Genomic DNA, 20,140 nt, shown 5'->3' with positions numbered 1-20,140 from the left:
ACTCCCCCCAACCCCGCCGCACGCCCTCTCCCGCTAGCCGCGCCGTCGAGCACCGCCCGCGGCCCGCGCCGGGTTCGGCCCCCCGGCCCCACCGGCATGTTCCTGGGGTCAGGCCGCGGAGGTCCGTCCGGCCTCCGCCTCGGCTGCGGCCGCGGCGGCGCGGCGCTCGCCCTCGGCCTTCGAGCGCTTGCCGTAGAGCGCGGTCCACAGCGCCAGCGCCCCGAGCACCCCGTAGACCATGATCGGGCTGATGGTGACCATGGTGTCGGTGCTCAGCACGTAGGCCAGGGCCACGCGCACGCCCGCCTCAAGGAGGTAGGCCAGGCCCCAGACCGTCGTCATCACGGTCATCGTGCGGCGGAAGCCCTCGAACTGCCACAGGCCGTTCCACCAGGCGGTGCTCTCCGGCGTGCCGTCGGTGGCGAACTTGCGGCCGAAGTAGAACATCAGCGGGCGCGGCGCGAGCAGCGTGGCCAGGCAGAGCAGGCCGAACAGCCCGGTCACGCAGGAGTCCTTGACCAGCAGCGCGCGGGCGGAGTGCGCGCCGACCAGCGAGACGACGGCCGTGATCACCATGAACACCAGGGTGACGATGGCGAACTCGTCGAGCTTGCGGCGCCAGGCCAGGTGGACGGCGCTGTCGAGGACCGGCCAGGCGCCGCTGACGAGCAGTGCGCCGAACTCGCTCCAGCCGTGGTCGCGCAGCTGGTGGTACGTGATGATCGGAGCCACCACGTTGAGGCCGATCGTCACGATCCAGCCGATCGCGGCTGCGCCCCCGGACCGGGCCGGAGGCTCCGGTTGGCCGAGTGGAGAGGTGTGAGTGGACAAGGTTCCCCCTGGAAACTGCCTGATGGTGCGGTAGGGGAACCGTAAAACTTGACCGGGCGCGAACAAGTATGGTGGGCCAAAAATGATCACCAAATCGTCCGGAGTGGCCGGTTCGGGGCGATGTGCCCGAGGTGGGGACCGCGTCAGGCGCGCAGACCCCGGATCACGAGGGCGGTGACCGCCTCGAACTCCTCGGTGATCGTGGGCGAGTTCCACTCGGCCGCGTACTGCGGGTCATGGAACCGCCCGGTGGCGTCGAACACCGCGCGGGCGGCGGCCGGCACGTCCGCAGCGGCGAGCGTGCCCGCCTCGACCCCCTCGGCGATGATCCGGCCCAGCTGGCCGATCAGCTGGCTCAGGTGGTGGTCGACCACCCCGCTGTTCTCGGCGAGCAGCACCGTGTACGTCGCGAACAGCTCGGGGTCGTCACCCGCCTTGTGGCGCTTGGCGTCGAACAGGGCCTCCAGCCAGGCCTCCAGCTTGGAAGGGGCGCTCTCGCCGGGAGTCGAGGTGATCCCCTCCAGGCGGTCGACGCTCTTCGCGAGCCAGCGGTCGGTGACGGCCTCGCGCAGCGCCGCCTTCGACGGGAAGTGCCGGTAGACGCTGCCGTGGCTGACGCCCAGGGCGCGCGCCACGTCCACCACCGTGGCCTTGGTGGGGCCGTAGCGGCGCAGCACCTCCTCGGTGGTTTCGAGGATGCGCTCGGGGGTCAGGGGCGCGGCAGCAGCGGGTGACATGGGTACGACCGTACAGCCGCCTCAGTGTTCGCTGTCGAGGTGGGCCATCTGGGCCTCCGGGTAGCGGGCGCCGGCGGCGGCGCCGGCCGGGACCGCGTCTTCAATGGCTGTGAGGTCGGCCGGTATCAGCTCCACGTCCATGGCACCGAGTGCCTCGGCGAGGCGGTCCCGGCGGCGGGCGCCGATCAGCGGGACGATGTCCTCGCCGCGCGAGAGCACCCAGGCGATGGCGGCCTGCGCCACGCTGATGCCCTTGCCCTCGGCCACCTTGCGCAGCGCCTCGACCAGGTCGAGGTTGCGCTGGAGGTTCTCGCCCTGGAAGCGGGGGCTCATGCCGCGGAAGTCGCCGGGGGCCAGCTCCCGGTCGCGCGTGAAGTGGCCGCTGATCAGGCCGCGGGAAAGGACCCCGTAGGCCGTGATGCCGATGCCGAGCTCGCGGGCGGCCGGCAGGATCTCCTCCTCGATGCCGCGGGAGATCAGCGAGTACTCGATCTGGAGGTCCGCGATGGGTGCCACGGCCGCGGCCCGGCGCAGGGTGTCCGCTCCGACCTCGGACAGGCCGATGTGGCGCACGTGCCCCGCTTCGACGGCCTCGGCGATGGCGCCGACCGTTTCCTCGATCGGCACGTCCGGGTCCACGCGGGCGATCCGGTAGATGTCGATGTGGTCCCGGCCCAGCCGCTGGAGCGAGTAGGCGAGGAAGTTCTTCACGGCCGCCGGGCGGCCGTCGTAACCGGTGAAACCGCCCTCGACCGTGCGCAGCGCGCCGAACTTCACGCTGGTCAGCGCCTGATCGCGGGCGGCGGCCGGCGCGGTGCGCAAGGCCTCGTTGATGAGCAGCTCGTTGTGGCCCATCCCGTAGAAGTCGCCGGTGTCGAGCAGTGTCACGCCGGCGTCCAGCGCCGCGTGGACGGTCGCGATCGACTCGCTGCGGTCGGCCTCGCCGTAGAGCGCGGACATGCCCATGCAGCCGAGGCCGAGCGGGAAGACGGCGGGGCCGGTGGTGCCGAGGGCGCGGCGGGGGTGGGCGGTGGTCGGGCTGGAGCCCTGGTTCGTGTCCATAGAACGAGAATGGCATGACGGGTGACAGATTTCAATATCTGTCACCCGTCAAGGTGCTGCGTGGGGCGTCGAAGGGTGGTTCGGAGAAGGCCTCCGGGGAGGAGGTGCGGTCGGTGGGCGCGGCCGCGGCTAGGCCGCTGCCCGCTCCAGTCGGCGGGCCGTCCGCCGGGCCGTCCCCATGGCCCAGCGGCCGCTCGTCGCGAACCCCACGGCCAGCACGGCGAGGCCGCAGGCGGTGATGATCCACCAGGCCGGTCCGGCCGCCGCGGCGAAGAGCGCGGGATCCGACAGGCCGGTGCCACCGGCACCGCCCGCACCGCCCGCTGCCAGGACGGCGCCGATCACGGCGACGCCCAGCGCGGCGCCGGTCTGCCGGCTCGTGGAGGCGATCGCGGCCGCGACGCCCGCCTGCGCCCGCGGCATCCCGGAGACGGCCGTGTTCGTCACGGGTGCGTTGACCAGGCCGAAGCCGATCCCGAACAGGGCGTACCCGGCGAACATCAGCGGGTACGAGGCGGCCGCCGAGAACGCCGCGAACAGCAGTCCGCTGGCGGCCGTCGAGGCCCCGGCCAGCAGCAGCGGCAGCCGCGGCCCGCGGGAGCCGACCAGCAGGCCGGACAGCGGCGCGCACACGAATGCCGGCGCGGCCATGGGCAGCATGAACAGCCCGGCCCGGAGCGCGTCCAGCCCCCGCACGTCCTGGAGGTAGAGGGTGTTCAGGAACAGGAACCCGGACAGTGCGGCGAACGCGCAGACCGCGATCACCGTGGCCCCGCTGAAGGGGGCACTGCGGAAGAACCGCGGGTCGATCAGCGGGTCGGGCCGCCGGGGCTCGTACAGCAGCAACCCCGCCAGCGAGGCCGCGGCGAGGAGGGCGCACCCGAGGATGGTCGGGGACCGCCAGCCGAGGGCCGGTAGCTCGATGATCGCGTACGTGACCGAGCCGAGCAGGCCGATGACCAGCAGCTGGCCCACCGGGTCGGGGCGGCGCGGCCGCTCGGCCCGCGACTCCGGCACGTAGCGCAGGGTCAGGGCGAGGCCCAGGAGCCCGACCGGGAGGTTGACCCAGAAGATCGACCGCCAGCCCGCGGAGTCCACGAGCAGCCCGCCGATCAGAGGGCCCGCCGCCATGGACAGGCCGGCCACCGCACCCCAGGCGCCGATCGCGCGGGCCCGTTCGCGCGGGTCGGTGAAGGTGTTGGTGATGATCGACATGGCGACGGGGTTCAGCATCGAGCCGCCCGCGGCCTGCACCACCCGGAAGGCCACGAGCCAGTGCAGGCCCGGGGCGAGCGAGCAGAGCAGCGAGCCCACCGTGAAGAGGGCCAGGCCCGCGGTGAAGACCCGGCGGCGCCCGATCCGGTCCGCCGTGGAGCCGGCCAGGATCAGCAGCGAGGCCAGGACCACGGCGTAGGCGTCGATCGTCCACTGCATGCCGGCGACGGAAGCGCCCAGCTCGCGGCGCATCGAGGGCAGCGCAACGTTCAGGACGGTGCTGTCGAGGCTGACCATGAGCAGGCTCATGCAGCAGATCGCCAGCACCAGCACCCTGCGGCGGCGGCTCGGCTCCTGCATGCTTCTGATAGTACGCCTAACTAAAGAGATGTGTGCCGGGAGTCCGCTGGGCGACAATGGGGGGCATGACCACGCTCCCCCCGCCCCTCGCGATCGGCCCGCACACCGTGCAGCCCCCGGTGGTGCTCGCGCCCATGGCCGGTATCACCAACGCCCCGTTCCGCACCCTCTGCCGCGAGTTCAGCGGCGGCAAGGGGCTGTTCGTGAGCGAAATGATCACGACCCGGGCGCTGGTCGAGCGCAACGACAAGACCATGCAGCTGATCCACTTCGACGAGACCGAGAAGCCGCGCTCGATCCAGCTGTACGGGGTCGACCCCGCGACGGTCGGCAAAGCGGTCCGCATGATCGTCGAGGAGGACCGCGCCGACCACATCGACCTCAACTTCGGCTGCCCGGTCCCCAAGGTGACCCGCAAGGGCGGCGGCTCCGCCCTCCCGTACAAGCGCAACCTGCTGCGCGCCATCCTCCGCGAGGCCGTCGCGGGCGCCGGCGACCTGCCGGTCACCATGAAGATGCGCAAGGGCATCGACGACGACCACCTCACCTACCTGGACGCCGGCCGGATCGCGGTCGAGGAGGGCGTCACCGCCATCGCCCTGCACGGCCGCACCACCGCCCAGCACTACGGCGGCACCGCGGACTGGGAGGCCATCGCCCGGCTCAAGGAACACGTCCCGGAGATCCCCGTGCTGGGCAACGGAGACATCTGGTGCGCCGAGGACGCGCTGCGCATGGTCCGCGAGACGGGCTGCGACGGCGTGGTGGTGGGCCGCGGCTGCCTGGGGCGCCCGTGGCTGTTCAACGACCTCGTGGCGGCCTTCGAGGGGCGCCCGGACGACTTCCACCGGCCCGCGCTGCGCGAGGTCGCCGCAACCATGCACCGGCACGCGGAGCTGCTGGGGGAGTGGATCGGCGACGAGACGCGCGGGGTGATCGACTTCCGTAAGCACGTGGCCTGGTACCTGAAGGGCTTCTCGGTCGGTTCCGAGATGCGCAAGAAGCTGGCGGTCACCTCCTCCCTGGCCGAGCTCGACGCTCATCTGAGCGAGCTCGACCTGGACCAGCCCTGGCCCGAGGGGGCGGACGGCCCTCGCGGTCGGACGTCCGGAAACAACCGGGTTGTCCTCCCGGATGGCTGGCTGAAGGATCCGTACGACTGCGCCGGAGTGGGCGAGGACGCCGAACTGGACACGTCCGGAGGTTGAGAATCAGCTGACAAACTATGCCGTCGACGGCGTGACATACGCCACGCATGGGTGGGGTTGCGCTCACATGAGCGCAAAAATCGCGGCTAAGACTTCCAAAGGGTGGCACTGGGTGCCACCCTTTGTTTGTTCAACTCTTGAACGCAAATGTATCGATGATCGCTCATCCGAGCGTGGTCAAGCCGCAGTGGGGGTCTCATCCTTCGGGAGGTGAACGTTCTTGGTAGGTTTCGGCTACCTGCGAGTTACTTTCGATCCGGGGGCGCACGTGTGGTTACGGCCGCATGTCGGCCAAGTGGACGTACCCAGAAGCCTTCGATCTGGGTATGTTCCTCGCCGTCAGGGCAGCCACCGAGTCCTCGAGGAGTCGAGACCCGTGTCGGAAAACAAGAACCAGAAGTTCGTCTACGACTTCACCGAGGGGAACCGCGACCTCAAGGACCTTCTCGGCGGCAAGGGAGCCAACCTCGCCGAGATGACCAACCTGGGTCTGCCGGTCCCTCCCGGCTTCACCATCACCACCGAGGCCTGCAAGGTCTACCTCGAGAGCGGTGAGGCCCCGGCCGAGCTGCGCGACGAGGTCAGCGCCCACCTCGCCGCCCTCGAAGCGAAGATGGGCAAGAAGCTCGGCCAGTCGGACGATCCGCTGCTGGTCTCCGTCCGCTCCGGCGCCAAGTTCTCGATGCCCGGCATGATGGACACCGTCCTCAACATCGGCCTCTCCGACGCCTCCGTCGTCGGCCTCGCCGCCCAGGCCGACAACGAGCGCTTCGCGTGGGACTCGTACCGCCGCCTCATCCAGATGTTCGGCAAGACCGTCCTCGGCGTCGAGGGCGAGCTCTTCGAGGACGCCCTCGACGCCGCCAAGGAGGCCAAGAAGGTCACCGTCGACACCGACCTCGACGCCGCCGACCTGAAGAAGCTGGTCAAGGCCTTCAAGAAGATCGTCGCGAAGGAGGCCGGCCGCGAGTTCCCGCAGGACGCCCGCGAGCAGCTCGACCTCGCCGTCGAGGCGGTCTTCAACTCCTGGAACACCGACCGCGCCAAGCTCTACCGCCGCCAGGAGCGCATCCCCGGCGACCTGGGCACCGCGGTCAACGTCTGCTCGATGGTCTTCGGCAACCTCGGCCCGGACTCCGGCACCGGCGTCGCCTTCACCCGCGACCCCGCCAGCGGCCACCAGGGCGTCTACGGCGACTACCTGCAGAACGCGCAGGGCGAGGACGTCGTCGCCGGCATCCGCAACACCGTGCCGCTCGCCGACCTGGAGCAGCTCGACAAGAAGTCCTACGACCAGCTGATGCAGATCATGGAGACGCTGGAGACCCACTACAAGGACCTCTGCGACATCGAGTTCACGATCGAGCGCGGCCAGCTGTGGATGCTCCAGACCCGTGTCGGCAAGCGCACCGCCGGCGCCGCGTTCCGCATCGCCACCCAGCTCGTCGACCAGGGCCTGATCGACGAGGCCGAGGCCCTCCAGCGGGTCAACGGCGCCCAGCTCGCGCAGCTGATGTTCCCCCGCTTCGACGAGGACGCCAAGAGCGAGCTGCTCGGCCGCGGCATCGCCGCCTCCCCGGGCGCGGCGGTCGGCAAGGCCGTCTTCGACTCGTACACGGCCGTCAAGTGGTCCCGCTCCGGCGAGAAGGTCATCCTCATCCGCCGCGAGACCAACCCCGACGACCTCGACGGCATGATCGCCTCCGAGGGCATCCTGACCTCGCGCGGCGGCAAGACCTCGCACGCCGCCGTCGTCGCCCGCGGCATGGGCAAGACCTGTGTCTGCGGCGCCGAGGAGCTCGACGTCGACACCAAGCGCCGCCGCATGACGGTCGGCGACCGGGTCATCGAAGAGGGCGACGTCGTCTCCATCGACGGCTCCACCGGCAAGGTGTACCTCGGCGAGGTACCCGTCGTACCGTCCCCGGTCGTCGAGTACTTCGAGGGCCGCATGCACGCCGGCGCCGACGACGCCGACGAACTGGTCCAGGCCGTCCACCGGATCATGGCCTACGCGGACCGCGTCCGCCGCCTGCGGGTGCGCGCCAACGCCGACAACGCCGAGGACGCGCTGCGCGCCCGCCGCTTCGGCGCCCAGGGCATCGGCCTGTGCCGCACCGAGCACATGTTCCTCGGCGAGCGCCGCGAGATGGTCGAGCGCCTGATCCTCGCGGACACCGAGAGCGAGCGCGAGGCCGCCCTCACCGAGCTCCTGCCGCTGCAGAAGAAGGACTTCATCGAGCTGTTCGAGGCGATGGACGGGCTGCCCGTCACCGTCCGCCTGCTCGACCCGCCGCTGCACGAGTTCCTGCCCGACATCACCGAGCTGTCGGTGCGCGTCGCCCTCGCCGAGGCCCGCAAGGACCACAACGAGAACGACCTGCGCCTGCTCCAGGCCGTGCACAAGCTGCACGAGCAGAACCCGATGCTGGGCCTGCGCGGTGTCCGCCTCGGCCTGGTCATCCCCGGCCTGTTCGCCATGCAGGTCCGGGCGATCGCCGAGGCCGCGGCCGTGCGCAAGGACGCCAAGGGCGACCCGCGCGCCGAGATCATGATCCCGCTCGTGGGCACCGTCCAGGAGCTGGAGATCGTCCGCGAGGAGGCCGACGCGATCATCGCCGAGGTCGAGGCCGCCACCGGCACCGACCTCAAGCTGACCATCGGCACGATGATCGAGCTGCCGCGCGCCGCCCTGACCGCCGCGCAGATCGCCGAGGCCGCGCAGTTCTTCTCCTTCGGCACGAACGACCTGACCCAGACGGTGTGGGGCTTCTCCCGCGACGACGTCGAGGCCAGCTTCTTCACCGCGTACCTGGAGAAGGGCATCTTCGGGGTCTCGCCCTTCGAGACCATCGACAAGGACGGCGTCGGCGCCCTGGTGCGCAGCGCGGCCCAGGCCGGCCGGGCCACCCGCCCCGACCTCAAGCTCGGCGTCTGCGGCGAGCACGGTGGTGACCCCGAGTCCGTCCACTTCTTCCACGAGGTCGGCCTCGACTACGTCTCCTGCTCGCCGTTCCGGATTCCGGTGGCGCGTCTGGAGGCTGGTCGTGCCGCCGCCGAGTCGACGGGCAGCGACAGCCGCTGAACCCCGTCTGAGGCCCGCTGAGGCCGCCTGAGAGTCCGCCTGCCCCCGGGTTCCCTGACCCCCGAGGGCAGGCGGGCAATTCTTTGTTGTTCAACAAATCCTTACGCCAGCAGGCGGTGGACGGATCCCCACCCGTCCACCGCCTGCTGTCAATCCGCCAGGCACGTCGGCGCATCCCGGTGCGACCGACCGCCAGGCCCCGCAAAGCCCCCCACGGCCTTCACGGAGCGTTTCGGTCGCACTGGAGTGTGTCTGGCGGAGTACAGCATTTCGGTTGTCACGCCCCCGCCGAAAGGGGTTTCAACTGTGGCCGAAAGGGCGTGGTGACGTCGTGTGACGGCGTGCATACTCATGGGGCGGGGGGATTGCGGTTGCACAGGTGGGGGTTCGGTGCTGCGTATCCATTTCACTGGAGTGGACCTGGCACGCGTGCGGATGGCAGGGCGTCCCGATGCGTTGTGGGAAACGATTCTGAGTTTTCACCGCTTAAGAGACCGGCGTGATGCCCGGCTCTTCGGTGAATGGCGTACGGAAACCCGCAGCAGGTTGAATGGTGAAACACGCTTGCTCGGCGCGCTCATACCGAGTCGTGGCTATTTCCCCGATTTCCTGACCCCTGTGGAGGGGCAGTACGGGTGGGACGTGGGCCTCGACGCGCTGCGCGGGCTGCATCCGGAGCGGATCCGGCGAGAGCTGGCGCTGCTCGGGACGGGCGCGCGGGTGGGTGCCGCCTTCGGCATGCCCGCGGGCACGGGCGGCGGCGCCGACGCGGCGGTGCCGCGGCGGCTGCGGGAGTTCATGGACGGCGGCACCAAGCACCTGCCGAGGCTGCTGGCCGAGCTGCGCGGCTACCACCGGGCGGCCGTGGCCCCGTACTGGAACCACATCCAGGCCCAGATCGAGGCCGAGCGCGCCGCGCGCGGCCGGGCCCTGCTGGACGGCGGTGCGGACGAGCTGCTGGCCTCGCTGCCGCCCATGCTGCGCTGGCGGGCCCCGGTCCTGGAGTGCGACTACCCCGTGGACCGCGACGTGTGGCTGCGCGGGCGTGGGCTGCTGCTCCAGCCGTCGTTCTTCTGCCGGCGCACCGCCGTGACCCTGCACGATCCGGAGCTGCCACCGGTGCTGGTCTACCCGGCGGCGGCGCAGCTGGCCTCGGCGCCGACCGGAAGCGAATCGATTCGCCCCTTGGAGGAGCAGCGCCAGCGCACCCTGGGCAAGCTCGTCGGGCACACCCGCTCGGTGGTGCTGCGGGCCATCGGCGACGGGGCCACCACCAGCGAGCTCGCCCGCCGGGCCGGGGTTTCGCTGGCCTCCGCGAGCCAGCACGCCTGCGTGATGCGCGAGGCCGGACTCGTGACCACGCTGCGCCGGGGGAACGCCGTCCTGCACACGGTGACTCCGCTCGGGGCCGCGCTCCTCAAGGGCGGCGCGGTGGCCTCGTAGCGTCCGTGCGGCGCCCGTACCCGGGCCGGCAAAGCCCGGGTACGGGGCGGGGTGGCCCGCTGCGCGGCCCGTCCGGGGTGCTGTCGCACCGATATCCGGTCCTCCGCGTTCGGAATCCGGCGCGAGATCCGTTTTTCAGCGTCGATTTCAAGCCACCCGGGCGTTCCTCCCGGGAGGCCCCGCACGCCACCGGGACAACGGAGTCCGGGAGCTCTGCGTGACCGGGCCCCGCCTGCATGCCGCACGGGCGGGCCCTGCGGGCGGCGGCCCACCCGCCTCCGCCGCAGGGCCGGACACCCCCGGCACGACGTGACGAATCCCGGACGGATCGCGGACCTTGAGCCCTGTCCGGCACCCGCATCGGCGAGGATGCTGGGGACATGGACCCCTCCGCCCCCGCCCACGACATCCGCGGCCGCGCCGACCTCGAGGTCGTGCTGCGGCGCTTCTACACGGCCGCGTTCGCCGACGGGCTGATCGGCTCGTTCTTCACGGAGATCGCCGGCACGGACCTCGACGTCCACCTGCCCCGGATCACCGACTTCTGGGAACGGGCCCTGTTCCGCAGCGCCTCCTACGGCCGCGACCCCTTCGCCCCGCACGCCGCCCTGCACGCGGCGCGGGCCATGACCGCCGAGGACTTCGGCCGGTGGGTGCAGCTCTGGCGGGCCGCCGTGGACGGGCTGCACCAAGGGCCCGTCGCGGAGCGGGCCAAGGCGATGGGCGAGCGGATCGCGCTGGCCCTGCACCGGCGGCTGGCCGGGGCGGACGCCCCGCTGCACCGCGAGGGCGGCACGGGCTTCGTCCCGCTCGCCGCGCTGCGGCTCCGCTCGGCCGCCTGAAACCGGGCGCCCCGCACCACCGCCCCGGCGGGGACCGGAGCACGCCGGAAGGGCCCGGGGATCGCGATGCCCCCCGGGCCCTCCGGCGTGCTCCCGTACGCCGGGTCCCACCGGGAGGGAGCGAACCCCCGGCGGGGTAGTCACGCGGCACCGAAGTCCGCTCCCTGCCGCCGTGGAGTGCCCCCATGCGTCATGGTCCCCTGCGCTCACGCCTGCCCGCGCCCGGCCGGACCGTCCCCGCCCCCACCGCCTCCGTCGTGCTGGCCCTGGCCCTGGCCCTGACCCTCGCGCTCGCCGGGGCGGCGGCCCTCGCGGGACCCGCCCGCGCCGACACCGTCACCCCCGACTCGGCCCCGGCCCTCCGCTTCGTCAGCTACAACATCTGCGGCAACATGTGCGGCGCCGACCCGTACGACAACGAGCGGCGGATCGACGGCGTCGTCGCCCAGGCCGTGGCCACCACCTGGAACGCCGACCAGGTCTTCCTCCAGGAGGTCTGCCGGCCCCAGTACGACGAGATCCTCCGCCGGCTCGCCCCGCTCGGCTTCCACGGCTCCTACGGCGCCACCCTCGCGGGTCGGGCGTCCGTCTGCGGCGGCGCCGACTACGGCAACGCGGTCCTGGTGAAGGGACCGGTCACGGACAGCACGGAGCTGGACCTCACCGTCGGCGGCGAGACCGAGCCGATCACGGTGCCGTGCGTGCGCACCCTGCTCCAGGGCCGGACCAGCTGGGCCTGTTCCGTCCACCTGTTCTGGGACGACGGCACGCTCGCCGCCCCGGAGGCGGAGGAGCTGGCCTCCCAAGCCGAGGCCTGGGAGGCCCGCGGCATCCCCGTGGTGCTCGGCGGGGACTTCAACCACTCGCCCCGCACCAGCACCCTCACGCCCTTCTACGACCCGTCCGTCGGGGACGACGGGCAGGGCGTCTTCCTCGAGGCCGACGAGACGGACACCGACTTCTTCGACCCCGCCGCCTGCACGGCGGGCACGGACCGGCTCTGCCGCTCCGGCGAGCCCACCTGGAAGGAGAAGAAGATCGACTACATCTTCTTCTCGGCCTGCCACTTCACGTCCCCCCGGGGCGATGCACTGCCGCTCGACCCATCGGTCTCCGACCACCGGATGCTGCGCGGCGCCGCCGCGTGGGGCCACTGCGGGCCCCTCGGCACCTCCGCCGCCCTCCCGCCGCGCAGGCCGTTACCCGACGCCGCCGCTAGGCCACCGCGGCCGAGGTCACGGCGGTACGCACCGGATAGGTCCGGACCGACACCTCCTCGTCGTCCAGACAGCGACCCGTCGCCAGGTCGAAGCGCTGCTTGAGCAGCGGCGAGGCCACGAAGGGCGCGCCCTCCACACACCCCACCAGCCCGCGGGAGAGCACCGCCGCGCCCGTGAAGGGGTCCCGGTTGTCGACGGCGTACGTCCACCCCGAGCGGCCGAGGAACACCGCGGCCTGGCTCCCGTCGGGCAGCAGCACGGCCACCCCCCGCCCCGGGATCATGTCGGACAGCTCGCACACCGTCAGCCAGCCTTCGTCCACACGCAGTTCCACGGTCATCGGGCGCCTCCCACGGCTTCCAGCGGCTGCCGGCCGGTCAGAATCGCCAGGTCGGGCTTGACCTGGTCGCGTTCGGGCACGAACCGGACGGTCGGGTCCGGGGCCCCGGGCGCGTTGACGAAGGAGACGAACCGGCGCAGCCTCTCCGGGTCCTCCAAGGTCTCGGCCCATTCGTCGCGGTAGTGCGCGACGTGGTCCGCCATCAGCGATTCCAGCTCCTCGCACAGCCCGAGGGAGTCGTGCACGACGACGTCCCGCAGGTGGTCCAGGCCGCCCTCCAGCCGGTCCAGCCAGGTGGAGGTCCGCTCCAGTCGATCCGCGGTGCGGATGTAGAACATCAGGAACCGGTCGATGAGCCGGACCAGTTCGGCGTCGGACAGGTCCTGGGCGAGGAGGTCGGCGTGGCGCGGGGTGGCCCCGCCGTTGCCGCCGACGTACAGGTTCCAGCCGTTCGCGGTCGCGATCACGCCGAAGTCCTTGCTCTGCGCCTCCGCGCACTCGCGGGTGCAGCCGGAGACCGCCGACTTCAGCTTGTGCGGGGCGCGCAGCCCCCGGTAGCGCAGCTCCAGCTCGATGGCCATCCGCACGCTGTCCTGGACCCCGTAGCGGCACCAGGTCTGCCCCACGCAGGACTTCACGGTGCGCAGCGCCTTGCCGTACGCGTGCCCGGACTCGAAGCCGGCCTCGACGAGCCGGGCCCAGATCCGCGGGAGCTGGTCCACGCTCGCCCCGAAGAGGTCGATGCGCTGCCCGCCGGTGATCTTCGTGTAGAGGCCGAAGTCGCGGGCGACCTCGCCGATCACGATGAGCTTGTCCGGGGTGATCTCGCCGCCGGGGATGCGCGGGACGACCGAGTACGAGCCGTTGCGCTGGAGGTTGGCGAGGAAGTGGTCGTTGGTGTCCTGCAGGGAGGCCTGCTCCCCGTCGAGGACGTATCCGCTCGCGCCGAGCGTGGGGGCGAGCGAGGCGATGATCGAGCCGACGGCCGGCTTGCAGACCTCGCAGCCGTCGCCGCCGCGGGCCGCCTCCCGGCCGTGGCCGTCGAGGAGCTGCTCGTACGAGGTCAGCCGCCGGGTGCGGACGATCTCGTACAGCTCGGCGCGGGTGAAGGGGAAGCAGCCGCACAGCCCCTTGTCGGCGGGGGCGGGCAGCAGCTGCTCGATCACCTTGATGCAGCCGCCGCAGCCGGTGCCCGCCTTGGTGCACTTCTTGACCTCGGGGAGGGTGGCGCAGGCGGTGATGGCCTTCTTGGTGACGTTGTGGCAGGAGCAGATGACCGCCGTGTCGGGGAGCGCGGACGGGCCGAGCTGGGCGGCGGGCGACAGCCCCGCGGGCAGCACCAGCTGGTCCGGGCTGACGGGCGGGACGCTGCCGGTGAGCGGGCGCAGCAGCCCGTACGCGTCGGCGTCACCGACCAGGACCCCGCCGAGCAGCACCCCGTCGGGGGAGACGACCAGCTTCTTGTAGACGCCCGAGCGGGAGTCGGAGTAGACGACGTCGAGGCTGTCCTCGGTCGTGCCGTGCGCGTCGCCGAAGGAGGCCACGTCCACGCCGAGCAGCTTCAGCTTGGTGGACAGGTCGGCCCCGGTGAACTCCTTCTCCCGGCCCAGCAGGTCCTCGACGGCGGTCTCGGCCATCTCGTAGCCGGGGGCGACCAGGCCGTACACCCGGCCGTCGGAGGCGAGGGCGCACTCGCCGACGGCGTAGACGCGCGGGTCGGAGGTGCGGCAGCGGGAGTCGACCGCGATGCCGCCGCGTTCGCCGACGGTCAGGCCCGCGTCGCGGGCGAGCTGGTCGCGGGGGCGGACACCGGCGGAGAAGACGACGAGTCCGGTGTCGACGGTGGAGCCGTCGGAGAGCAGCATGCCGCTGACGCGGCCGTCCTCGCCGGTGAGGACCTCCTGGGTGCCGACGCCGGTGTGCACGGTCAGGCCCATGCCCTCGATGGTGCGCAGCAGGGCCGCGCCGCCGCCCGCGTCGACCTGTACGGGCATCAGGCGGGGGGCGAACTCCACGATCCGGGTGGGGAGCCCGAGCCCCTGGAGGGCGCCGGCGGCCTCCAGGCCGAGCAGCCCGCCGCCGACGACGGCCCCGGAGGCGCAGGTCGCGGCGTACTCCTCGATGGCGAGGAGGTCCTCGACGGTCCGGTAGACGAAGCAGCCGGGGGCGTCCTTACCCGGAACGGGCGGCACGAAGGGGTAGCTGCCGGTCGCCAGGACGAGGACGTCGTACGGGAACACCCGCCCCGAGCGGGAGGTGACGGTACGGGCCTCGCGGTCGATGCTCTCGGCGGGGTCGCCGAGGTGCAGGTCGATCCCGTGCTGCTCCATGAAGCCGGCGGGGGTGAGGGAGAGGTCCTCGGGGCTGCTGCCGGAGAAGTACGAGGTGAGGTGCACGCGGTCGTACGCGGGTCGGGGCTCCTCGCACAGCACGGTGATCCGGTGCGTGGCGGTGGCCCCGCGCTCGGCGAGTGCCTCCAGGTAGCGCTGGCCGACCATGCCGTGGCCGATGAGCACGATGGCGGGGGTGGGCGTGGATGCGGCCATGATCAGGAGCCTCCGTCGTCGGTGAGCAGGTGGAACAGGTCGGTCAGGACTTCCTCGTCCTCCCAGCTGCGGGCGAGGGCGCCGACGCTGGAGAGCTCGCCGAGGAGGACGCCACCGACGAGGCGATCGCCGCGGACGACGACCTTCCGGTAGGTCCGGCGGGTGGCGTCCGAGAGGCGGACCACGTCGTCGCCGGGGAGCGGGGTGGTCTCGCCGAAGGCGGCGAGGTCGAGCGGGCCGGTGCCGCCGGCCGCGAGGGTCAGGCGGGTCAGGGCGCGGGTTCCGGTGTAACCGGGCGCCGGGACGGCGGTCTCGCCGCCGGTCGGGTGGGCGCCGGCCGGGAGGCCGCCGGTCAGGGGGCCGGCGGTCAGGAGGGCGGCGAGGGAGTCGGCCTGCTCCAGCGCGGCGCCGGCCAGGCCGTACACCCGGCCGTCGTGCTCGGCGCAGTCGCCGATGGCATGGATGTGCGGGTCGTCGGTCCGCAGCCGGTCGTCCACCACGATGCCGGTGCGGACGGTGAGCCCGGCGGCGCGGGCCAGGCCGGTGCGCGGGCGGACGCCGCAGGCCAGGACGACGAGGTCGGCGTCGAGGCGGTAGCCGTCGGCCAGTTCGACGCCGGTGACCCGGCGGCCGGTGCCGGTGCCGGAGTCGGGGGCGGAGTCGGAGTCGGAGTCGGGGGTGGGGCCGGAGTCGGGGGCGGGGCCGGAGTCGGGGCGGGGAGAGGTGCTCAGCCCGCGGACCCGGCACTCGGTGTGGATCTCGATGCCGAGGGCGGTCAGATGGGCGTGCAGCAGTGCCGAGGCCTCGGCGTCGAGCTGGCGTTCCATCAGGCGCTCGCCCTGCTGGGCCAGCATGACCTGCGCGCCCCGCTCGGCCAGTGCGCGAGCGGCGGAGACACCGAGCAGGCCGCCGCCGATCACCACCGCGCGCACGCCCGGCCCGGCCGCCACTGCCGCCGACAGCGCCAGGCAGTCGTCCATGGTCAGAAACGCGTGGACCCCCTCCGGCAGTTCCCGCTCCCCCGGGAAGGCCGTCCCGGCTCCGGCGGGGCCCCCGGGCTCGAAGAGACCGCGCAGCGGCGGCAGCACGGCGTTGGAGCCGGTGGCCAGGACCAGGGCGTCGTACGGCTCCGTGCTGCCGTCGTCGCAGTGCACCGTCCGGGTGGCCCGGTCGATCCGGACCGCCCGCACTCCCCGTCGCAGTGCCGGGCCGGGATCGGGAAGGGCGGCGACCTCCGGCGCGTACCGACCGGCGAGGACCTCGGCGAGCAGCACCCGGTTGTACGGGACGTGCGACTCCTCACCGATGACGGTGGCCCGCACGGCCGGGCTCGCGCCCAGCCGCTGCACGAGCCTGAGGCCCGCGAGGCCGCCGCCGATCACCACCACACGCTGCTGCTCCGAGGTCATGACACGAGCGTGCGGGGAGGCTGTTTCCCCTCGGCATCGCTCTTGTTACCCGAACGGAACGCCCACCTCAGCACGGCGGCCCGGGGACGGTGAGGCGGCCCCGGACGGGGACGGTGAGGCGGCCCGGACGGGGACGGTGAGGGCCCCGGACCCGGTCCGGCCACCCGGGACCGGGGTCGGGACACGGGCGAAGCTCAACCTTTGCGCACGTTTCCGGCGATCGATGGTCACTGCACCGAACCAGTCCTTAGGGTCATCGCGTGCCTGACATGTCAACGACCATGCTCATCGTCCTGTGTGCGGCCGCCGCCGCGGCCGGCTGGATCGACGCGGTGGTGGGCGGCGGCGGACTGCTGCTCCTGCCGGCCCTGCTGCTCGGCCTGCCGAACGCCCACCCCGCCACGGTGCTCGGCACCAACAAGGCCGTCGCCGTCGTCGGGACCACGGGCGCGGCGGTGGCGTACGCGCGCAAGGCACCCGTGGACGTCAGGCTCGCGGTCCGGATCGGCCTGGCGGCCCTAGCCGGGTCCATGGGCGGCGCCGCACTGGCCGGCGGGATCAGCAAGGACGCCCTGCGCCCGATGATCATGTTGGTGCTGCTGGTCGTCGGCGCGTTCGTCGCCTTCCGGCCCGCGTTCGGCGCCGCCCCCTCGGCCGCTCCGGTCAGTCGGCAGCGAGTACTGCTCGCCATCGGGCTCGCCGGGCTCGGCATCGGTTTCTACGACGGGCTCATCGGCCCCGGGACGGGCACCTTCCTGGTCCTCGCCCTGACCGCGCTGCTCCACCTGGACCTGGTCACCGCCTCGGCGACCGCCAAGATCGTCAATGTGTGCACGAACGCGGGCGCGCTCGCGATGTTCGCCTACCAGGGCATGGTGCTGTGGCAGCTGGCCGCACTGATGGCGGTCTTCAACCTGGCCGGCGGCATGGTCGGGGCGAGGATGGCGCTGAAGAAGGGCAGCGGTTTCGTCCGCGGGGTGCTGCTGACCGTGGTCGGGGCCCTCGTGGTCAAGCTCGGCATCGAGCAGTGGGGCTGAGGCGCCGTCCGCGGCGGGGACCCGCCACCCCGGCTCCGGTCCGGGCCGTCAGTAGGTCCCCGTCAGGTGGGCGAAGACGACCACGTTGCCCTGGTACCCGGTCCGGGGCGAGAAACCGCCGCCGCAGGTGATCACCCGGAGCTCGGCGCGCGGCGAGGGCCCGTACACGCGCGCGTCCGGGAAGCGCCGCGCCTCGTACACCTCGACCGCGTGGACGGTGAACACGGCCGTCCGCCCGTCCGCCCGCCGCACCTCGATCGCCGCCCCGCGGCGCAGCGCGCCCAGCCGGTAGAAGACCGCCGGCCCGGAGGCGTGGTCGACGTGCCCGACGACGACTGCCGTGCCCACGGCGCCCGGGGTGGTGCCGTTCCGGTACCAGCCCGCCAGGTCACGGCGGTCCGGCGGCGGCACGTCGAGGCTTCCGTCGCGGGCCAGGCCGAGCCCGGTCAGCGGGGCGTCCACCCGGATGGCGGGGATCCGGATCCGGGTCGGCGGGGATCCGGACAGCGGGTCGATGCTGCCCGGGTAGCGGGCCTGTCCGGTGCCGCTCAGGGCCTCGGCGGGGGAGGGCAGCGGGGGCCCGACCGGCTCCCCGGAGCCGGTGCCGACGAGCCAGATGCCGATGCAGGCGGTGAGCGCGACGAGCCCGCCGCGTCCGGCCTGGCTGGCGCCCATGCGATGCCCCCTCGGTGTACGGCGTGCTCTGCGTGGGACAGGCCGTCGCCCGGCCCCGCGAACGGGGGGAACCTCGCGGGGCGGGCGACGGGGGGCGGTACCGGTCGGACCGCGGCCGTGGCCGCGGTGGGCGCCCGTCAGCTCCGCGTGCCGCTCGCCCGGCGACGCAGGAGCCAGGTACCGCCGACGGCGGATGCGGCCAGCACTGCCGCTCCCGCCGTGATCCGGACGGGGCTCGCGGTGGTGGTCGTCCCACCGCCCGCCCCGGTGCGCACGTGGCCCTGCGGGCCGTGTGCGGTGACGACCAGGTCCCCGGTGGCGTACTTCCCGTCGGTGCAGGTCGCGCCGATGCTGTACGTGCCCGGGCGGGTGTCGCGGGCGACCTGGAACTGCCCGACGACCACCTCCTCGTGGGTGCCCGGCACCAGCTCGAAGCGGCCGCCGCCGACCATGGTGGCGTCGCCGTCGGCCCGTCCGCCCGACCCGCAGGCCGTGGTGTTCGCGGTGACCGTGACCCCGGCCGCGGCCGACGTGGGCCAGACCTCCAGGACGGCGAAGTCGCCCGGGGCGGAGCTGGGCCTGCCGAGGTCCGCGGCGGCGGCCCGGCCCGTGGACCCACCCGCGACCGCGCCGGCGACCGGGCCGGCGAAGGCGGCGGCGGTCAGCGCGGTGACGGTGAGCACATGGGCGGTGCGACGGCGCATGACGGCTCCTGGAGACACGGGCTCGTGGAGTCACGAGGTCGTGGAGACACGAGGTCGTGCCTCCGTGGTAACCCTCCCCGCCGGCGCCCGCCTGCTGATGTTGCGTCAGGCCGGCCGACGTCGTTGGTGTTTCCGCAGGTCACAGCCATCGATACGGCCGTCCGGGGGATTCGGCCCGTCCGGGTGGCCGGGCGCGGCCCCGCACACCGGGCCGGGCCCCGGGAAGCCGCGCCGCAGCGGTGCGTACGGTGGAGGGGCCCGGGGAGGTCCGGGCCCAGGCCCAGGACCACGAGAGGGAGGGCCCCGTGACACCAGCGACCGGCGGAGGTGGCGGCCGGTGACCGCCGAGCTGCCCTTCTTCGTGTACGGGACCCTGCGGCCCGGCGAGGTCAACCACGCCCTGTTCCTGCGCGGCCGCACCGCGGCCGAGGAGCCCGCCCGGCTCCCGGGCGCACTCCTGTACGACGGCCCCGGCTACCCGTACGCCGTCCGGCAGGCGGGGTCGGAGATCGTCGGCGCGCTGATCACCGCGGCGCCGGGGGCGTACGGGACGCTGCTGGCCGAACTGGACCGGCTGGAGGAGTACCACGGCCCGGGGCTTCCGGTGAACGTCTACGACCGGGTTCGCTGCGACGCCGTCCGCCCGGACGGCACGCTCACCACCGCGTGGGTTTACCTGGCGGCCCCGCCGCTGGCCCGCAGGCTGCGCGCGTCGGGCACGGAGATACCCGGCGGCGACTGGCTGGGTAGCTGGTAGCCGGTAGCCGGGCGCCCGGTAGCCGGGCCGGGGCCCAGGCCCCTCCCGTCCTGTCGGCCGCTCCCGCGGCTGCGCGGCTACAACGCTTCGGCGCCGCGGTTGCGCAGCCGCTGCCCGTACTGCTGGAGGACCCACAGTTCCTCCTGGACCGCCGCCAGCTGCTCCGGCGGCGCCTGCGGGCCCAGCCGGGCCATCGTGCCGGTGATCTCGTGGACCCGGCGGTCGACCGCGCGCAGCCGCACCTGGACCAGCTGGACCCCGGCGTAGCCCTCGTCCACCGTCCGGGAGCGGATGGCCTCCACCGCCAGCTCGGTGACCAGCGCGCGGACGGTGTCGTTGGGCGCCGCGTCGCGGACCCGGGCCAGATAGTCGTTGCCGCCGAGCGAGACGCCGCCCGCGTCCAGGATCGCCTGGCGGACCGCCGCGTACGGCGGGGCGGTGAACTCGTCCACCCCGTACGCGTCGAACGCCGGCGAGACCAGCTCGGGCCGCTGGAGTGCCAGTTTCAGCAGCTCGCGCTCCGTCACGTACACCGGGTTGCGCAGGTTGAGCGCGGGACCGCCCGCGGCGGCCGCCGGCGCAGGCACGGCCTCGTACGCGCGGCTCGCGGCGGCGGACCGGCCGGGGGCGGCGGACCGGCCCGCGGCCGGGGGGGGGGGGGCCCCCCCC

At 73.0% G+C, this 20,140-nt stretch carries 16 protein-coding genes and 1 pseudogene; 7 read left to right on the top strand and 10 right to left on the bottom strand.

The annotated features are described in order from the left end of the window. Nucleotides 1-108 precede the first annotated feature (108 nt). From ACFVGY_RS31125 to ACFVGY_RS31110, 4 genes are all read right to left on the bottom strand, one after another. Nucleotides 109-831, bottom strand: coding sequence for a VC0807 family protein (locus tag ACFVGY_RS31125; RefSeq protein WP_385683650.1), 723 nt, complete (start codon nucleotides 829-831; stop codon nucleotides 109-111). 143 nt (nucleotides 832-974) lie between these two features. Then, a complete protein-coding gene (locus ACFVGY_RS31120) occupies nucleotides 975-1,568 on the bottom strand; it encodes a TetR/AcrR family transcriptional regulator (protein WP_385683647.1) in 594 nt (197 codons plus the stop codon). A 21-nt stretch (nucleotides 1,569-1,589) separates the two neighbouring features. Then, complete coding sequence (locus tag ACFVGY_RS31115) at nucleotides 1,590-2,630, bottom strand: aldo/keto reductase (protein WP_385683644.1); 1,041 nt, start codon at nucleotides 2,628-2,630, stop codon at nucleotides 1,590-1,592. Between the two features lie 129 nt (nucleotides 2,631-2,759). After that, nucleotides 2,760-4,205, bottom strand: coding sequence for an MFS transporter (locus ACFVGY_RS31110; protein ID WP_385683641.1), 1,446 nt, complete (start codon nucleotides 4,203-4,205; stop codon nucleotides 2,760-2,762). 65 nt (nucleotides 4,206-4,270) lie between these two features. Here ACFVGY_RS31110 and dusB point away from each other — a divergent pair, with 65 nt between their 5' ends. The 5 genes from dusB to ACFVGY_RS31085 all read left to right on the top strand — a co-directional run bounded on the left by dusB (nucleotide 4,271) and on the right by ACFVGY_RS31085 (nucleotide 12,105). Continuing rightward, on the top strand, nucleotides 4,271-5,413 hold the full coding sequence (gene dusB / locus ACFVGY_RS31105) for a tRNA dihydrouridine synthase DusB (protein ID WP_385683638.1): 1,143 nt from the start codon (nucleotides 4,271-4,273) through the stop codon (nucleotides 5,411-5,413). A 376-nt stretch (nucleotides 5,414-5,789) separates the two neighbouring features. Further along, on the top strand, nucleotides 5,790-8,498 hold the full coding sequence (gene ppdK, locus ACFVGY_RS31100; RefSeq protein ID WP_385683635.1) for a pyruvate, phosphate dikinase: 2,709 nt from the start codon (nucleotides 5,790-5,792) through the stop codon (nucleotides 8,496-8,498). Nucleotides 8,499-8,888: 390 nt separating this feature from the next. Further along, the gene (locus ACFVGY_RS31095) at nucleotides 8,889-9,941 is read left to right on the top strand and encodes a helix-turn-helix domain-containing protein (RefSeq protein ID WP_385683632.1); all 1,053 of its coding nucleotides are present in this window, start codon (nucleotides 8,889-8,891) and stop codon (nucleotides 9,939-9,941) included. 380 nt (nucleotides 9,942-10,321) lie between these two features. Then, on the top strand, nucleotides 10,322-10,783 hold the full coding sequence (locus ACFVGY_RS31090; protein ID WP_385683630.1) for a group III truncated hemoglobin: 462 nt from the start codon (nucleotides 10,322-10,324) through the stop codon (nucleotides 10,781-10,783). 185 nt (nucleotides 10,784-10,968) lie between these two features. Then, nucleotides 10,969-12,105 carry an endonuclease/exonuclease/phosphatase family protein gene (locus tag ACFVGY_RS31085; RefSeq protein ID WP_385683627.1) on the top strand — a complete coding sequence of 379 codons (1,137 nt, stop codon included), beginning with the start codon at nucleotides 10,969-10,971 and terminating at the stop codon, nucleotides 12,103-12,105. Here the strand turns inward: ACFVGY_RS31085 and nirD are convergent. The 3 genes from nirD to ACFVGY_RS31070 are packed head-to-tail and all read right to left on the bottom strand — an operon-like array spanning nucleotide 11,999 to nucleotide 16,298. Continuing rightward, nucleotides 11,999-12,343, bottom strand: a complete 345-nt coding sequence (gene nirD / locus ACFVGY_RS31080; RefSeq protein WP_385683624.1) for a nitrite reductase small subunit NirD — start codon at nucleotides 12,341-12,343, stop codon at nucleotides 11,999-12,001. The genes ACFVGY_RS31085 and nirD overlap by 107 nt on opposite strands. Then, entirely contained in the window at nucleotides 12,340-14,889 is a 2,550-nt protein-coding gene (gene nirB / locus ACFVGY_RS31075; protein WP_385683621.1) for a nitrite reductase large subunit NirB, read from the bottom strand. The genes nirD and nirB overlap by 4 nt, the downstream gene beginning before the upstream one ends. A 2-nt stretch (nucleotides 14,890-14,891) precedes the next feature. Beyond that, the gene (locus ACFVGY_RS31070; protein WP_385683618.1) at nucleotides 14,892-16,298 is read right to left on the bottom strand and encodes an NAD(P)/FAD-dependent oxidoreductase; all 1,407 of its coding nucleotides are present in this window, start codon (nucleotides 16,296-16,298) and stop codon (nucleotides 14,892-14,894) included. 260 nt (nucleotides 16,299-16,558) lie between these two features. On the opposite strand from ACFVGY_RS31070, the gene ACFVGY_RS31065 reads away from it, so the two are divergent. Further along, nucleotides 16,559-17,335, top strand: coding sequence for a sulfite exporter TauE/SafE family protein (locus tag ACFVGY_RS31065; RefSeq protein WP_385683615.1), 777 nt, complete (start codon nucleotides 16,559-16,561; stop codon nucleotides 17,333-17,335). A 48-nt stretch (nucleotides 17,336-17,383) separates the two neighbouring features. On the opposite strand, the gene ACFVGY_RS31060 is transcribed toward ACFVGY_RS31065, so the two are convergent. Next, nucleotides 17,384-18,010 carry a class F sortase gene (locus ACFVGY_RS31060; RefSeq protein WP_385683612.1) on the bottom strand — a complete coding sequence of 209 codons (627 nt, stop codon included), beginning with the start codon at nucleotides 18,008-18,010 and terminating at the stop codon, nucleotides 17,384-17,386. 137 nt (nucleotides 18,011-18,147) lie between these two features. Next, nucleotides 18,148-18,714, bottom strand: coding sequence for a hypothetical protein (locus ACFVGY_RS31055; RefSeq protein ID WP_385683609.1), 567 nt, complete (start codon nucleotides 18,712-18,714; stop codon nucleotides 18,148-18,150). A 337-nt stretch (nucleotides 18,715-19,051) separates the two neighbouring features. Between ACFVGY_RS31055 and ACFVGY_RS31050 the strand changes: the two genes are divergently transcribed. Then, nucleotides 19,052-19,471, top strand: coding sequence for a gamma-glutamylcyclotransferase family protein (locus tag ACFVGY_RS31050; protein WP_385683606.1), 420 nt, complete (start codon nucleotides 19,052-19,054; stop codon nucleotides 19,469-19,471). A gap of 77 nt (nucleotides 19,472-19,548) precedes the next feature. Here ACFVGY_RS31050 and ACFVGY_RS31045 read toward each other — a convergent pair. Further along, nucleotides 19,549-20,140 (bottom strand): annotated as a pseudogene (locus tag ACFVGY_RS31045) (DNA primase); the annotation flags it as partial.

Source organism: Streptomyces sp. NPDC127106 (genome assembly GCF_042677605.1).
GTDB lineage: Bacteria > Actinomycetota > Actinomycetes > Streptomycetales > Streptomycetaceae > Streptomyces.
This window is presented reverse-complemented; position numbering and strand designations above follow the sequence as displayed.

Excerpts from the sequence above, each read along its gene's own strand:
- ACFVGY_RS31120 (WP_385683647.1), bottom strand. The coding sequence starts at position 1,568 with ATGTCACCCGCTGCTGCCGCGCCCCTGACCCCCGAGCGCATCCTCGAA.
- ACFVGY_RS31115 (WP_385683644.1), bottom strand. The coding sequence starts at position 2,630 with ATGGACACGAACCAGGGCTCCAGCCCGACCACCGCCCACCCCCGCCGC.
- ACFVGY_RS31110 (WP_385683641.1), bottom strand. The coding sequence starts at position 4,205 with ATGCAGGAGCCGAGCCGCCGCCGCAGGGTGCTGGTGCTGGCGATCTGC.
- dusB (WP_385683638.1), top strand. The coding sequence starts at position 4,271 with ATGACCACGCTCCCCCCGCCCCTCGCGATCGGCCCGCACACCGTGCAG.
- ACFVGY_RS31090 (WP_385683630.1), top strand. The coding sequence starts at position 10,322 with ATGGACCCCTCCGCCCCCGCCCACGACATCCGCGGCCGCGCCGACCTC.
- ACFVGY_RS31085 (WP_385683627.1), top strand. The coding sequence starts at position 10,969 with ATGCGTCATGGTCCCCTGCGCTCACGCCTGCCCGCGCCCGGCCGGACC.
- nirD (WP_385683624.1), bottom strand. The coding sequence starts at position 12,343 with ATGACCGTGGAACTGCGTGTGGACGAAGGCTGGCTGACGGTGTGCGAG.
- nirB (WP_385683621.1), bottom strand. The coding sequence starts at position 14,889 with ATGGCCGCATCCACGCCCACCCCCGCCATCGTGCTCATCGGCCACGGC.
- ACFVGY_RS31070 (WP_385683618.1), bottom strand. The coding sequence starts at position 16,298 with ATGACCTCGGAGCAGCAGCGTGTGGTGGTGATCGGCGGCGGCCTCGCG.
- ACFVGY_RS31060 (WP_385683612.1), bottom strand. The coding sequence starts at position 18,010 with ATGGGCGCCAGCCAGGCCGGACGCGGCGGGCTCGTCGCGCTCACCGCC.
- ACFVGY_RS31055 (WP_385683609.1), bottom strand. The coding sequence starts at position 18,714 with ATGCGCCGTCGCACCGCCCATGTGCTCACCGTCACCGCGCTGACCGCC.